At 33.1% G+C, this 15,446-nt stretch carries 11 protein-coding genes and 2 tRNA genes; 4 read left to right on the top strand and 9 right to left on the bottom strand.

The annotated features are described in order from the left end of the window. Nucleotides 1-59 precede the first annotated feature (59 nt). Genes LPB87_RS03315 through LPB87_RS03295 form a run of 5 tightly spaced genes read right to left on the bottom strand, consistent with a single transcriptional unit; the run spans nt 60 to nt 4,111 of the window. On the bottom strand, nt 60-1,319 hold the full coding sequence (locus tag LPB87_RS03315; RefSeq protein WP_230604948.1) for a hemolysin family protein: 1,260 nt from the start codon (nt 1,317-1,319) through the stop codon (nt 60-62). A gap of 5 nt (nt 1,320-1,324) precedes the next feature. Then, a complete protein-coding gene (locus LPB87_RS03310) occupies nt 1,325-1,516 on the bottom strand; it encodes a hypothetical protein (protein ID WP_129539955.1) in 192 nt (63 codons plus the stop codon). An 11-nt stretch (nt 1,517-1,527) separates the two neighbouring features. Next, nucleotides 1,528-2,082: an LPS export ABC transporter periplasmic protein LptC gene (lptC, locus tag LPB87_RS03305; protein WP_230604947.1), complete on the bottom strand. Its 555-nt coding sequence runs from the start codon at nt 2,080-2,082 to the stop codon at nt 1,528-1,530. Between the two features lie 48 nt (nt 2,083-2,130). Beyond that, nucleotides 2,131-3,384 (bottom strand): autotransporter outer membrane beta-barrel domain-containing protein, encoded by a 1,254-nt coding sequence (locus tag LPB87_RS03300; RefSeq protein WP_129539957.1) that lies wholly within the window; start codon nt 3,382-3,384, stop codon nt 2,131-2,133. Continuing rightward, entirely contained in the window at nt 3,377-4,111 is a 735-nt protein-coding gene (locus LPB87_RS03295) for a type III pantothenate kinase (protein WP_129539958.1), read from the bottom strand. Before LPB87_RS03295 ends, LPB87_RS03300 begins: the two co-directional genes overlap by 8 nt. A 99-nt stretch (nt 4,112-4,210) precedes the next feature. Between LPB87_RS03295 and LPB87_RS03290 the strand changes: the two genes are divergently transcribed. The 4 genes from LPB87_RS03290 to LPB87_RS03275 all read left to right on the top strand — a co-directional run bounded on the left by LPB87_RS03290 (nt 4,211) and on the right by LPB87_RS03275 (nt 6,638). Further along, nucleotides 4,211-4,283, top strand: a tRNA-Phe gene (locus LPB87_RS03290). A 115-nt stretch (nt 4,284-4,398) separates the two neighbouring features. Then, a tRNA-Phe gene (locus LPB87_RS03285) sits at nt 4,399-4,471 on the top strand. Between the two features lie 432 nt (nt 4,472-4,903). Further along, entirely contained in the window at nt 4,904-6,403 is a 1,500-nt protein-coding gene (locus tag LPB87_RS03280; protein ID WP_230604946.1) for an MFS transporter, read from the top strand. Nucleotides 6,404-6,413: 10 nt separating this feature from the next. Further along, nucleotides 6,414-6,638 carry a DUF6814 family protein gene (locus tag LPB87_RS03275; RefSeq protein WP_129539960.1) on the top strand — a complete coding sequence of 75 codons (225 nt, stop codon included), beginning with the start codon at nt 6,414-6,416 and terminating at the stop codon, nt 6,636-6,638. Between the two features lie 92 nt (nt 6,639-6,730). On the opposite strand, the gene LPB87_RS03270 is transcribed toward LPB87_RS03275, so the two are convergent. From LPB87_RS03270 to LPB87_RS03255, 4 genes are all read right to left on the bottom strand, one after another. Further along, nucleotides 6,731-9,613, bottom strand: coding sequence for an alpha-amylase family glycosyl hydrolase (locus LPB87_RS03270; protein ID WP_230604945.1), 2,883 nt, complete (start codon nt 9,611-9,613; stop codon nt 6,731-6,733). 79 nt (nt 9,614-9,692) lie between these two features. After that, entirely contained in the window at nt 9,693-10,787 is a 1,095-nt protein-coding gene (locus tag LPB87_RS03265; RefSeq protein ID WP_129539962.1) for a SusE domain-containing protein, read from the bottom strand. A gap of 20 nt (nt 10,788-10,807) precedes the next feature. Continuing rightward, nucleotides 10,808-12,415 (bottom strand): RagB/SusD family nutrient uptake outer membrane protein, encoded by a 1,608-nt coding sequence (locus tag LPB87_RS03260; protein ID WP_129539963.1) that lies wholly within the window; start codon nt 12,413-12,415, stop codon nt 10,808-10,810. A 36-nt stretch (nt 12,416-12,451) separates the two neighbouring features. After that, entirely contained in the window at nt 12,452-15,427 is a 2,976-nt protein-coding gene (locus LPB87_RS03255; RefSeq protein WP_230604944.1) for a TonB-dependent receptor, read from the bottom strand. Nucleotides 15,428-15,446: the final 19 nt, after the last annotated feature.

Here is a 15,446-nt window from a genome sequence, read left to right as displayed (position 1 = left end):
GCTAATAATAATACTAGTAGCAATTTATTTTCTAAGAATTTTTATTTTTCTAAAAAAAATCACTCTTTTATAGTCAATTTTACCAATTCTATTTTCTTATTTGTTGCCTCTTCTATCACAAAATGATAGTTCCCTATAGTGATTTCTTCTCCTATTTGAGGGATTTCTTTAGTATGATCTACAATAAAACCACCTAAAGTACCATAAGAATCACTTTCTGGGATATCTAATTTATAAGCCTCATTTAAATACTCAACATCAAATCGAGTCGAGAAAATATACCTACCTTCTCCCAATTCTTTTTCTATCAATTCCTCATCCGAATCATGCTCATCTTCTATCTCACCAAACAATTCCTCGACAATATCTTCAACAGTTATAATTCCAGAAGTACCACCGTATTCGTCTAAAACTACTGCTACGCTTTTTCGTTTCTTGGTAAGCAAGTTCAAAACATCTTTTATATAAACTGTTTCTGGAACAAACTCAACAGGAATCAATACTGATTTTATCGTATCTGGCTTTTTAAACAAATCAAACGAATGAACATAACCTAGAATATCATCCAATGAGTTTTGATAAACAAGAATCTTTGAATAGCCTGTTTCTACAAATAAAGCTTTAAGTTCATCTACAGCATCAAAAAGTTCTACAGCATCAATTTCGGTCCGAGGAGTCATTATATCCCTTGCTTTTACTCCCGAAAATTCTAATGCATTCTGAAATATCTGTATCTCCGAATCAACTTCTTCATCATCTTCTACTGTACTCATTTGCTCAGAAATATAATTTCCAAGCTCTGCTTTACTAAAAAAAAACTGTACCTGATCTCCCTCTGTTTTAAAAAATCTTCTTAAAATAAAATCCGAAATCCAGATAAAAAAAGTAGAGATATAATAAAAAAGCCAATAAAAAAAATACGCTGGAAGTGCAAAAAACTTAATTAAAGAATTCGCATAAATTTGAAAAAACACCTTCGGAAAAAACTCTGCAGTGATTAAAATAAAAAAAGTAGAAATCAAAGTTTGAATAAGTAAACTGGCAACATCCGAAAAATGATACCCAAACTTAACAAGTGCACCTAAAAGCAAATCACCCATAAAAAAACTATAAACAACTATAGCAATATTGTTTCCAATAAGCATAGCAGCTATAAATTTCGACGGTTTTTGAGTAAGCTTAGTAAGGATTCTAGACAAGAAGTTTTCTTGTTTCTTCTCGATCTCTAGATATATCTTATTCGAGGATATGAAAGCAATTTCCATACCCGAAAAAAAGGCCGATAGTATTAAACATAGTATTATAATACTAATCTCCATTTTGGTTATTTTTTATTACGATTTTCCATTTTGTTCGCAAATTTCCTTCTAAAGAAGAACATAAAAATCCCCACTCCTGCAATTAAAAAGCTCAACCAAGGAGTCGGTTCACCAGCGCTCATTTTCATTATTGCTTCATAAATAAAAAGAATTGCAACTATCAGATAAGCGTATTGTGTATATTTTAAGTAACCCATAATTATTATTTTTATTCTTCAGTTTCTATCTCTCCAGTTATTCGTTGAGAGTTTATTATTTTAAAATCTTTACTAAAATCAAGTCCTTGCCCATACGAAACTCCTTTTGCATCTGTAAATTTAAACTTTCTTTCGGTATAAAACCATTCGTTTTTTTGATCAAAATACAATTGTTCCGTTTCTAACATCTGCCCATCATCTGTAGTAATTTTCACCTTTCCTTGTAAATCTATAACAGACGTTTGCTTATAAGAAATAGCATAATTAGCTACTACATAGGTGCGCTTACGCTTTTTATCATACAAAGTAACATCTATGCCTTTTGGAAAATCGGTAAAAGGAAAACTAACATTGGAATAATCCAACATTTTAGGACTTATTAAAATTCCCGAAATAAGGCCTGAATCAGTATACTTTATATTAACATTATCAGCATCACTGGCAGGAACAAACTCTATGAAATTACTTCTTTGTACATCTTTAAAATTACTTTCACATCCTAGAAAAAACATCGCAATAAAAATTACGAGTCCAAGAATTACACTATATTTTTTCAGTAAATTCATTCGTTAAATAAGGTATTAAACTCTAAAATAGAGTTTACAATCGGGAAATTAATTAAACTTACTTCTTTCGAACCATTTATCGTTTAATGAAAAACCTAGACTAATATTAACATAATTCTCTTGAATTAAGCCAGCCGATGTTGTTCCTCTTTTTCCAAACTCCATTCCTAAATTGACTTTTGAAAATGATCCAGGAATTGGAAGTCCTGCACCAAGTGTAAAACCAATATCATTTATACGCTCTGAATTAATTATTAAAGCAGTTTTTTCATATTTAATACCAGCTCTATAAGTAACTCTATTAAAATATCCTGAAAAAGAACTATAATTAGGAATATAATACCCTCCTATACTTGCACTTGCTGCTTTTCCATATCCTACGTTTGAAGCATTATTATATATAATTGACTGATTAACCGCATTTTGATACGAAAACTTTCCTCCAATTAACCATTTTTTAGATTCTCCAACACCTGCACTTAATGCTAGTTTGAATGGCATTTTTACATCAAGGTCACTTTTTACATCTTCTCCAAGATCTATAACACTAAAATAAAGCCCTGAACCAAGCATTCCTGTAGATATATTTCTTGTGTTTTCAGAATTCAATTTACCCTGAACCGTATATGTTGCACTACTAAAGAAAGATAATTTTTTATTTATCTTATACTGATACATTGCTCCAAAATTAAAATTAATTCCAGATAAATAATTAGTATTTAACTCTCTTGTTCCAACTGGCACATCGGGAACAAACTCATAACCAGTCGTTTCAATTTTACCAAAATCATATTGAACATCTGCTCCAATACTAAAATTAGGTTTGATTTTGTATCCAATCCCAAGATAAACTTTATTTAATCCGCCTGAACCATCAAATCTTTTATTATTACCTCCTGTATTTATCGAAAGAGATTCAATTTGATACCCTACAGATGAATAAGGAATCAATCCAAAACCTACTCCAAACTTTTTCCCCAAAGGCAAACCTACAGCAATATAATCTAAAGTTGTTCTTTGCGCTTTTGCCGATTGGCTATCTGTTTTTAATGTAGCCGAACTAAATGTACCTCCTACTGAGAAAGTTGTAAGCTTTAAATTTGCATAACTAGCAGGGTTTTCAATATTAATATGAATACTATCTTGCTCTATTGCAACACCCGCCATTGAACGAGTTTCGACAGTTCCTTTAAACCTTACATCACCAATTCCGTAAAAAGAATAAGGAGAAGACGTTCCTTGCTGAGCAAAAGAAACGAATGACAAAAGTAAGCAAGCGCTTATTATAATTTTTTTAATCATTGTTGATTTTATATTGAAATGTTTGGTTCAAACTTTCTAATAAGAAATTTGAATTGGCAAATATGGTATTTTTTAATCGTTTAGCCAAAAAAAGTGCATCCCCACCCGTTAAAATTATTATAAAATTTTGGCGGTCTGCTTTGTATTGATCGATAAAACCATCTATTTCATAGACGAATCCATTGACAACCCCTGAATGCATTGATTCGGGAGTTGAATTACCAATATAAGATTGAGGCTCTTTAAATGTTAATAACGGAAGTTTTGCTGTATAATTATGCAGTGCTTCATATCTTAATCGTAACCCTGGAGATATAGCTCCCCCTAAATAATTATCATTTTCATCTACAAAATCATAAGTAATGCAAGTTCCAGCATCAATAATTAATCTATTTTGATTCGGATATTGCAATGTAGCTCCACTAGCAAGTACCATTCTATCTATTCCTAATGTTTTTGGTGTAGCATACTTATTCTTAAACGGAAATCGATCTTCATTTGTCAAAAAACAAACACTTACATTATTATTAAAACTCAAAAACAATTCTTTTTCTACATTTCCAACTGATGCAACAACCAAACTTGTTACTTTTTCATAGTTTTTTAAAATTTTTTTAATTTTTATTTCAAGTTCATTCTTATCAAAAACAAAAAATTCCAAAACAGTATTATTCTCAAAAACAGCACCTTTAATACGTGTGTTACCAACATCGATTGTTAAAACCATAGTTACTTATTTACTGATGCGAAGATACGAATTGATTTTTTTCTAAAATTGTTTTGAAGAAACTAAAAAACATTCTATATTTGCACCCGCGTCAAGCACGGTACCTTAGCTCAGATGGTAGAGCAATGGACTGAAAATCCATGTGTCCCTGGTTCGATCCCTGGAGGTACCACAAAACCCACTCAAACGAGTGGGTTTTTTGTTTTTTCTTGATAAATAGAATTCTTTCTTTAAATTTACCTTGGATAATCTAAAAAACATTCTATATTTGCACCCGCAATAAGCACGGTACCTTAGCTCAGATGGTAGAGCAATGGACTGAAAATCCATGTGTCCCTGGTTCGATCCCTGGAGGTACCACAAAACCCACTCAAACGAGTGGGTTTTGTGTTTTTATCCCCTAGCTTATTGTTTTCTTACAACGATTTTGGTTTTTCTCTATTCACAAGATTGACGAGTTCCTTTGCATACTTCTTCTTTCTTCAGAAAGACAAGTTTTACCAATGTTTACGATAAATAAGTAAGCTTTTAAGAAAACCAATACAATCGACACCTTGATTTCCAAACTACTTTATGCATTTTACTTAGTCAGTTAAGCTATCATTTAAGCTCCATCCCTAAAAAAGGCGGCTTTCACTTTCTACCTCCTAATATTACTCACAAAAAAACAGGAAATAATAAATCAATTTGTTTTTGTTAAAAAAATATAAAATAATACGATTTTTATATTCTATTTTAGTAAAATAATAATCATATTGATTTTTACACAATACATCAATAGAATACGGATACATGAGTAATACATCTACAAAAGGAATCTGGAAAGTTATTTCAGCCTCCTCCATGGGAACAATGATTGAGTGGTACGATTTTTATATTTTTGGAAGTTTAGCTGTGGTAATCTCTACTAAATTTTTCCCATTAGACAATCCGACAGCATCTTTCTTAGCTACTTTAGCCACTTTTGCGGCAGGATTTGTTGTTAGGCCATTTGGAGCTTTATTCTTTGGACGCCTCGGGGATTTAATTGGAAGAAAATATACCTTTATGGCAACCTTGTTATTAATGGGATGCTCTACTTTTTTAATAGGATGTATTCCGAGCTATGAAACAATTGGTTACTTCGCCCCCATATTAGTCTTGATTTTACGCTTACTACAAGGGCTAGCTCTTGGTGGGGAATACGGAGGCGCCGCAACTTATGTAGCTGAACATGCCCCTGTAGGCCAACGTGGCTATTGGACATCATGGATTCAAACTACCGCAACGATTGGCCTTTTTATTTCTTTAATGGTCATATTAATTACAAAAAATTCTCTTTCAGCAGAATCATTTGATTCTTGGGGCTGGCGTGTTCCTTTTTGGGTATCTATTGTAATGGTCGGTGTTTCTTACTTAATTCGAAAAAACATGGACGAGTCTCCTGTTTTTGCTAAAGCAAAAAAAGAAGGAAGCATAAGTACAAAACCTCTAAAAGAAAGCTTCGGAAATAGATATAATCTAAAATTTGTTTTACTTGCTTTATTTGGCGCAACAATGGGACAAGGTGTAGTTTGGTACACGGGACAATTTTACGCCATGAGTTTTATGAAAACAGTAATGAATATCGAATCTTCTCAAGTAGATGGCTTACTCGGTATTGCATTATTGCTTGGAACACCATTTTTTATCTTTTTTGGATGGCTAAGTGATAAAATTGGAAGAAAATATATTATGATGGGTGGCATGTTACTTGCCATCTTGCTCTACAGACCGATTTACAAACAAATGTATGAAACTGTAAATCTTAACAATAAAAGCATTTCTAAAACATATAAAACTGAATCAAAAAATAATGACAAAAAAGAATATTACGTTATTACTAATAACGAATATTCTGACGGCACCTTTGCCACTAAAAAACAAATAAACCATACTGAAACTGGGAAAGCTGATTCAGAATTACAAACATTAATTACTATTAACTTTAATGATAAATGGACTTTGATTTTTCTAGTTTTTATTCAAGTTTTATTTGTCACAATGGTTTACGGCCCTATAGCAGCATTTTTAGTTGAAATGTTTCCGGCAAAAATCAGATATACATCCATGTCATTACCCTATCACGTTGGAAATGGAATCTTCGGGGGGTTACTTCCTGCGATATCAACTTATTTTGTAACCCATTCTAAAGAAGTTGGCAAAGCTGATTTTTACCTTGATGGACTCTGGTACCCAATCATTATATCTACGATATGCTTTGTTATCGGAATGATCTACATTGACAATAAAAGCAAAAACACTCACATATAATCCTTCAACGATGAACTTACTAAAACGAATATTGGGAATACTATGGATAATATTATCCATCGCTGCAGCTTACTTTTGCATTTTCGAATTTGGATTACCTAAACTTGTATCAGACAAACAAGAAGATATCGTTTTTGGAATTATAATTCTGTTTATTCTCACTCCGCTAATTGTTTTAGGACTAGGAGCATTTGGATATTTTTCGTTGGTAGGAGAATACGACAAAAGAAAATAAACCTTTCTTTTTCTATTTCATCTATTTGAATTAAAACAAAAAAACTGCCTGTTATAACAACAGACAGCTTTTCACACTAACTAACCAATAATTTATTTTTTCAAGAACTTCAATACTTCTGTATTATTGTTTTCATCTGTTGCTTTTACGAAATACAAACCTGAGTTTAGTTCACTAACAGAGTATTCTGAACTCAAATTTCCGTTACCTGTAAAACTCTTTACCAATTGCCCAGACAATGAATAAATGGCTACTTTTGAAACCGATGCATTCAAAGTAAAATAATCAGTTACTGGATTTGGATATAAAGTAATCCCGTTTGGTTTTTCGAAATCTTCTATAGCCAACAACGCTCTCTTATTTCCGTAAATTCGAAATTCTCCAGCTGGAATTGTTATTGTCGTGGCTACATTGGTAATATTAATCGATGTATTATCCATTAAATCATACCAAACACCTGCATAAGGAAAACCCGTTGCTACAGCTTTATCTGTAACATCAAAATTTGCCAGAATCAACACATCTCTTAACTCGGTTGCTGGCAAAGTACTGTTTGTGATTTTTATATTTGGAGATAATGAATTTGTATTAGAAACTGTTACTGTTCCTGAGAAAACAGGTTCAACAGTTTTCATTGTAATCATTTTTGCCCAATCGTTATATATTTTACTTCTACCAGAATTCCCTAACCAATCTCCTGCCCATTGTGGTTGCTGTTTAGTATCTAACTTACAATCCCCAGAAATTGTTCCCGACTCATCATTTACAACACCGTTTTTACATGCAAAAATAGAAGCGTCCCAACCCAAATCACCAAAATGCCATATCATTTTAGGACCAGGAATCAATAAAGACACCGCCCCAATAGCTGACATCCTAGACAATCCTACATTTAAATTCTTTACATTATGATTTACATTGTTACTATTACCATATTGAATGTTTTTATACATCAATCGTTCTTCATCATGACTCTCAGCATAACCCATTAATCGATTTGCTGTAAACCCACGACTACTGCTTGTCATCCTAGAAATATTGCTATCTGAATCATACCCCATTGATAATTGATTGTATGCTTGCGTCATTTTACCCCACATCATAACGCCTTTACTTATAGGATCGGTAATTCTATAATTTGCCCATTCTTTTTCTTCAGCATCACTTCCCAAATGTTCAAAAATTGTATAATGTGTAGGATCAAATCCCCAAGAATAATCAGCATATAATTTTAACACATCTACTCTATCTTGTTGTAACCTATTTGTACACGCTTCATCGCCTGCGGTACAATTTTGTGTAAATCCTTTGGTTAAATCCCAACGAAATCCATCAATTTTATATTCCTCAATCCAATGCTTAATTACTCTTTTTACATAATTCTGAGTTAAAGCCTTTTGATGATTAAAATCTTCCCCAACACTATAACTATGTTTTGCTACAGTATTAAAATAAGGATTATCTGTCGATGGCGAACCCCAGCCATCCTTATCTGGATCATTCATCCACATTCTTACCATTGGATTTCGACCAAAAGCATGATTTAAAGCTACATCTAAAATAACCGCAATTCCGTTTTGATGACATAAATCAATAAACTCTTTAAGCTTATCCGAAGTTCCATAAAACTTATCTAAAGCCATATGAAAGGAAGTATTATACCCCCAGCTTTCATTGCCTTCAAATTCCATAACAGGCATTAGTTCGATAGCATTTACTTTTAAGTTTTTAAAATAATCTATCTTATCTATTAAACTTTGATAATTTCTGGCTGCATCAAAATCACGCACTAAAACTTCATAAACTACTAATTTCTCTTTTTCAGGTTTAACGAAATTTGCTACTTTCCAAGGATACGATATTTGCCCTGTTTTTAAAACAGTAACTTCACGCTCTTGCCCTACTGGATAAACAGGCATATTAGGATAAGTTGTAGATGGAATTCCTGGGTCATCAAAAGGAGATAAAACCAAAGTAGAATAAGGATCAGCAGTTTTTACTAACGATGGTGAATTGGCAATTGGCGAATTAGCAACAACCCAATATTGATACGTATTATTTTCTCCCGAAACTAATCCTGTTATCTCTAGCCAGAACTTACCCGAAGTTGGGTCTTTTTTCATAGCATAAGAACTAGTAGGTGTCCAATTATTAAAACTTCCTGCCACATACACAAAATCTTTTAACGGAGCATCTAGAACTAGTGTTGCTTTTGTAACGTCAGTAGCATTATAATTTATCCCATCTACTAATCCCACTGGCATCGCTGCCGATACAGCTCCAGGATTAACTATTGCCGTAAATTTTTTAACAATAGTTGTTCCGCTTTGGGTTATACTTAATTCATAACTCTGATTTCCTATAATATTTACATGATTAAAGACATAACTCGAAGTACTAGCATTCGAATTAATCACCACTCCATTTGATTTCAGATTATAACTTGCTAAACCATTTGTATTTGTTGCGCTAATATTCAAACTTCCTCCGCTAGCAATAATAGTATTGCTATTTTCTACAGGAGAAGCCAGACTTGCCTGAAAAACTCCTACATTGAGAAAAAAATCAGAACAAGATGGAGCAAGTTTTAATGTTTGAGAACCCGCAGCATTTCTAAATACAATTCCCATTTTAGCCGCTTCTGATTGTTGCAAACTTGTTAATCCGAAATATACGCTTGGTGTAATACTAATGCTCCATGTGCCATTTGGGTTTTTAGTCATTAAACCAACACCGTCATCGGCACCCCAATTCCCTTTTGTTGTTGCCCATGGATTTGCTTCTGAACCAATTCCTGAATGCATATATACTTTAGCAGGATTCGTCCCCATTTCATTACAAGTTGGTGAGACAAATGAAGCCGTAATAGTTATTGACTCATTCACCTGAAACACTGCAGGCGATACTGTTATTTGTTGTGCATTGACTACAGCAACAAAAAATAAAATCAAAAATAATTGTATAGTTCTTTTCATAATGTAGTTGGTTTGGTTGGTTAATTTTATAAAAAAGGGCTATCCGTAGATAGCCCTCATTAATTTCAATAAAAAATTACTATTGATTTGGAATCATTAAATAGCTTCCATCTAAATCATTAAAATAAATAACATATTTAGATTTAGCAACTGGTATGTTATCCCCAGTTCCTCCTCCAGAGAAAGGAGTTTTTCCTCCCCAAGAGACATCCCAGCTATCATTTGCTCTAAATTTAAGTCCACCATCATTCAATACAGTTACACCTAAACTCCAAATATGTCCGTTAAAAGTAGATTTCACCATTGGTGTAGATGAATCCCAACTACCTGGTGTACTATCTCCAATAATACCAACTGTATCATAAATCTTAGCAGCAGAAGCATTATAAGCAACCAACTCATAGGTTAACTTTTGCACATCCATTTTAAAGGTATAATAACCTGAAACTGGAATCACAAAACTAGCTGGATCTGGATCTGAATCTTTACCTCTGTAAGCTAAAGCCCCATCTGATCCACCATACATTGGAGCCCAACTACCTAAACTACTAATAGTCTTAAATGCACCTGCTTTAAAAAATCCTGTAAAAGTATATTCATTAGAGTTTGTTCCGCTTCTGAATAGAATTTGATTTCCTTTGTTATTATCCCAACCTGAAACAGTTGCATCACCCACTAAATACCAATCTGTAAAATTATAAACCACTCTTCCTGCATAAGGAGTCACACTAATCGTAATTAATGTTTTAGATATTTGAGGAACTCCTCCTGAAACACTAGATGCAATCTTTACATCAAACATTGAAGCAACTTCTGTTTGCGCTCCAAGATCAATAACAGCTTGATTCAAATCCTTAACAAGCACTGAAGCTTCTGTGATATTGTTTGTAGTTGCAATCGTTTTAGCTTCTTTAAAATCACCACCTTTTTTATCAATTAACAAAGTGTACCTTACCACTACGGTAGTCGAATATTCCGCTGCGGTCCAAGTAAATTTTCCAGCATCACTTGCAGCTTCATCAGCATCCAAGACAAACTCTTTTCCTGTTGCAGGACCAGTGATTTCAGGTGTAGTAACAGCTTCTACAATTGGTCTGTTATCTACAGCATCAGCATTACACGACACCGCCAATACACCAATAAATGCGATTAAAATTTTATATATATTTTTCATTTTACTGTTTTATAAAGGTGTTAGTATCCTAAATTTTGCTTCAATGTTGGGTTTGCTTGAATATTCCTTGCAGGAATAGGCATTAAATCTCTATAAGACTCAGTTGAACTACCATTTTCGGTTCCACCTTTCCATTGCCAAGTTTTAGATCCACCTGTAAATTTTCCAAAACGAATTAAATCAGTTCTTCTATGACATTCCCAAAACAACTCTCTTCCTCTTTCATCCAAAAGAAAATCAAGAGTTAACTCAGCATTTGAAATAGCTTTTGCGTTTGCTCTCTTTCTAATTTTATTTACATAATCTAAAGCTTTTACCATGTCCCCTGAAGATGCTCCTCTAACGGTAGCTTCCGCATACATTAAATAAACATCTGACAATCTAAACATAGGAAAATCTGTATCTGGAATATCAGGTCTTTGAGCTTTTGTACCATCAGAATTAACATTAATAAATTTAGTAACGGCATAACCATCAGTAAAAACTCCTACATTACTAATATCTAATGATTGACCATCTGTATAAAATGTTCCTCTTTCATCTGCTGTAGCATTTACATCAGGAAAAAGCTTAACAAACTCTCTACGGGCTCTGGTTCCTTCCCATCCACCGTCCATTCCTTGATCAGCGGCTACCATACTACCTCCAATAGAAGCATGAATAATAAAACTCATTCCTCCTCCAGTAGCTCTAATAGCGTTACCGTCTCCAATAATTGGAAAAATAAACTCCCTTTCAGCACCATTTCTGTCATTATTTGCTGAGAACAAATAACGGTACGGAACATCCGCAAATGTATATGCTGAGCCATTAATAATCTCATTACACAATACTGCTGCTTCATTATTTCTATCTACTCCTGTATACACTTTAGAATTCAAATAAATTTGTGCCAATAAAAATTTAGCAGCTGTCTTATCTATTCTCCCATATTCATTAGCTTTAGAATCAACTAAAGTCTTATCCATATCTTTTAACTCAGATTCAACAAAAGCGAAAACTTCTGCTCTAGTTTTTTGTACTGGATAAAATAATCCAACTGGATCTGCTTCAGTCGTGATTGGTACATTACCAAACAAGTCCATTAAATTATAGTATGAAAAAGCTCTTAAGAAACGAGCTTCTGCTCTAAAGGCAACAATTTCAGCTTTCAAATTAGCATCAACACCTCTAGCAGTTAATTTATCATCTGTAGTTTGTCTCAAAAACTCATTTGCAACACTAATTTCATAGAATGCTCTTGAAAATATTCCTGATAAAAATTCGTTAGCAGGTGACCAATTCTGAGTATTCAATGTTGGTAAATCTCCATCTGCCCAAGCAATAATAGCTTCGTCAGTTGGAAGTTCCTGAGTTACAAAAAGCAACCTTAGGTAGCTACTAAAATCTCCACCAAGTCCAGCAATATCTGGTTTACCATCTCCGTCATTACCTCCTACATATAGACCTGCGTATAATTTAGCCAATACTTGTTTGTAGGAAGTTGGATCTTTAAAGAAATCCTCAGATAAAAATTCATTTTTATCACGTGGCTTAACATCCAGATCACTCGTACACGAAACCAGTGCCATATTTACTCCTAAAATGAATAGGAAAAAATAAGATATATGTTTAAATGATATTTTCATTTTGTTTATTTTAAAATTTTATTTTTCAGTATAATTTTAGAAATTCGCATTTACCCCAAACAAGAAAGTTCTGGCTCTTGGATAAACGTTATTATCGATTCCATTAAATTTTTCAGGATCTAGACCATCATATTTTGTAAGAACAAAAACATTCTGAACTCCTAATGTAAATCTTAAAGAAGCTGCTTTTAATATTGATTTATCAAAAGTATATCCAACAGTAACATTATCCAGTTTTATAAAAGATGCATCTTTTACAAAGTAATCAGACAAATAACGTCTTGTCCCATTATCTTCATATGTAAATCCTGTATTAAAATAATCTGTACTTACATTAGACAAATCTGTTTGTCTTCTTAAACCTGCATCAGAAAATCCTAAATTAGAACTCACATTGTCAAAAATGTAGTTTCCTAAACTTGCTCTCCAGTTCATTGTAAAGTCAAACTTTTTGTAATTCAAAGTAGTGAAAAGTCCAAAAGTATAATCTGCTGTTGGTTTTTTATATCTATAACGATCTCCATCATCTATTTTTCCATCACCATTTCTATCTACATATGCCCCAGCAATTGGTCTTTTATTAGCATCGTATAATTGCTCAAATACTAAAAATGAATTTGGTGCAAATCCTACTGAATTAATTTGGATTTTGTTACCTCCTCCTCCTGCAATATTATCTCCTGATAGGTACCCTTGAAATCCTGAAACAGTCGTGCCTAAATCACTGATTTTTTGATCTAAATAAGTTGTATTAAAAGCAACATTCCACGTTAGGTTATCATTTTTAATAATGTCTGATTGAATATTAAACTCAATCCCTTTAGTTCTAACACTACCAACATTATATATTCCTGAGTTTCTTATATTCGCCCCATCTGGAACCAAAACTTCTGCCAATAAATCACTTGATTTTTTATCGAAATAGTTAATTGACCCTGTAATTTTATCATTAAAGAAACCGTAGTCAACACCTAAATTCATCTCCGTTAACTCTTCCCATTTAATATCTGGATTATACCCTTCAGGTCTTGCTGTTTTGTAAACAGTATTTCCAAAAAGATATTGAGAATTAATAGTTCCAAGTGTTACTCTTCGTAAATAATCATATTGAGCTGAGATATCCTGTTGACCAGTTGTACCGTATCCAAATCTTAATTTTAAACTTGAAATAGTTTCATTTTCTTTCAAGAAATCTTCTTCTGTAACATTCCATGCCAAAGCAGCTCCTCCAAAATTCCCCCATCTGTTTTCTTTAGAAAAACGAGAAGTTCCATCTCTTCTATAATTTAATGTTATTAAATAACGGCTATCATAATTTAAAATGAAACGACCAAAATAGGATTGTAAATTAACATCTGGATCAAGTACAGTTAAGACTTTAGGATTTGGCTGTCTAGTCTCTCCTGATTCGTATTTTTCTTTTTGAAACATTTGGTAGTTATACCCTGCAGTTGCATCAAGTTTAAACTTTCCTAAATTCTTAGTATAATTAAAATAGGCGTTTAAGTTTTTATTTTGAAGAGACTCAGTATAGCTATTATAATTTCCATAATTTACCCACTTTCCAGAACTAAAAGCTTCTGGTTGATAACCTAAAACACTTTGTGTACTTTGTTCATTATAACCATTACTATCGAATCTATCAATACCAGCTTCTACGATAGCTTTCAAATCTTCAAGGAAATGAAATTTATAGTCTAGTCTAATATTTCCCCATTTTCTAGTAGAAGTAGCTCTCTTCTCTTCTTGATTTAATCTAGCAACAGGATTTCTTGCTGGCAATAATGGCAAATTCTCATTAGGCCCTAACCATTCGAAATAGCCTCCATAACGAGAACCTGCCTGATAAACTGATTGTGTAGGATCAAAACTAATTGCTCCACCAATAACTGCTCCTTCGTCTTGAAATCTATTTTTACCAAAAGATAAGTTTCCATTGATATCAATTTTTAAATGATTGTCGAATAAAACTGGATTTAACGATATCGATGTCGTAGTTCTTTCAAAAGAAGTGTTTCTTAAGATCCCTGGATTATTAACATTACCAACAGATAATCTTACTGGTAATTTATTAAATAATGAACCACTTGCAGATATATTATTATTAGCCGTTAAAGCAGTATGAAAAATTTCATCTTGCCAATTTGTATTCGCAGTTCCCAATAATGCTTTTTGCGCAGGAGTACCTTTTGCATTTACCAAAGTTCTAAATTGATCTGCATTCATTACATCAACTGTATTTGCTACAGTATTAACACCTACCTGAGAGCTAAAATTAACTTTCACTCCGCCTTTAGTACCTTTTTTAGTAGTAATAACAATTACACCATTTGCAGCTCTAGAACCATAAATTGCAGCTGCAGAAGCATCTTTCAATACAGTAAAAGATTCAATATCGTTAGGATCTATTGTAGATAAAATACTAGTTGCCCCATTAGGAACGGCATTACTTAAAGGAAGACCATCTAAAACTATCAGAGGCTCATTAGAAGCTGTTAAAGAAGATCCTCCACGAATTCTAATATCCGCTTTAGCTCCTGGAGCACCACCTCCTGTAACGTTAACACCCGAAATACGACCACTAATTAAACTCTCTGGAGTTACATTAATTCCTTTATTAAATTCTTTTGCAGAAATTTGCGATACAGATCCTGTAGCATCTTTTTTCTTAACAGTACCATAACCTACTTGTACTACAACTTCCTTAAGCTGATTTGCATCTTCATCTAAAGAAATACTCACTGTTTTTTGTCCATTAAAACTGATAGTAGAACTAACATAGCCTATGAAGGAAGCGGTAATTTTATCACCACTCTTCAAATTAGTTAGCTTAAATTTCCCATCAAAATCTGTCGAAGTACCATTGGTACCACCTTGTACATTTACGTTTACCCCGGGAATTGGTTGCCCTGTTGCTTTGTCTAAAACAACACCCTCTAATGTGCTCTGAGCAAACACACTAAACGGAAGGAGTAAGAATAAAAATAACAACTTTTTATAAATTGCTTTCATACTTTTTGTTTAAATTAAA

Origin of the sequence: Flavobacterium sp. EDS, from assembly GCF_020991525.1 — a bacterium.
Lineage (GTDB): Bacteria > Bacteroidota > Bacteroidia > Flavobacteriales > Flavobacteriaceae > Flavobacterium.
Note: the sequence above shows the minus strand (reverse complement) of the source record. Positions and strands in the feature narration are given on the sequence as shown.

What these genes read in the sequence shown, in the direction of transcription:
- LPB87_RS03295 (WP_129539958.1), bottom strand. Translation starts at nt 4,111, where the DNA reads ATGGTTTTAACAATCGATGTTGGTAACACACGTATTAAAGGTGCTGTT.
- LPB87_RS03310 (WP_129539955.1), bottom strand. Translation starts at nt 1,516, where the DNA reads ATGGGTTACTTAAAATATACACAATACGCTTATCTGATAGTTGCAATT.
- LPB87_RS03275 (WP_129539960.1), top strand. Translation starts at nt 6,414, where the DNA reads ATGAACTTACTAAAACGAATATTGGGAATACTATGGATAATATTATCC.
- LPB87_RS03255 (WP_230604944.1), bottom strand. Translation starts at nt 15,427, where the DNA reads ATGAAAGCAATTTATAAAAAGTTGTTATTTTTATTCTTACTCCTTCCG.
- LPB87_RS03315 (WP_230604948.1), bottom strand. Translation starts at nt 1,319, where the DNA reads ATGGAGATTAGTATTATAATACTATGTTTAATACTATCGGCCTTTTTT.
- LPB87_RS03270 (WP_230604945.1), bottom strand. Translation starts at nt 9,613, where the DNA reads ATGAAAAGAACTATACAATTATTTTTGATTTTATTTTTTGTTGCTGTA.
- LPB87_RS03280 (WP_230604946.1), top strand. Translation starts at nt 4,904, where the DNA reads ATGAGTAATACATCTACAAAAGGAATCTGGAAAGTTATTTCAGCCTCC.
- LPB87_RS03260 (WP_129539963.1), bottom strand. Translation starts at nt 12,415, where the DNA reads ATGAAAATATCATTTAAACATATATCTTATTTTTTCCTATTCATTTTA.
- LPB87_RS03300 (WP_129539957.1), bottom strand. Translation starts at nt 3,384, where the DNA reads ATGATTAAAAAAATTATAATAAGCGCTTGCTTACTTTTGTCATTCGTT.
- lptC (WP_230604947.1), bottom strand. Translation starts at nt 2,082, where the DNA reads ATGAATTTACTGAAAAAATATAGTGTAATTCTTGGACTCGTAATTTTT.
- LPB87_RS03265 (WP_129539962.1), bottom strand. Translation starts at nt 10,787, where the DNA reads ATGAAAAATATATATAAAATTTTAATCGCATTTATTGGTGTATTGGCG.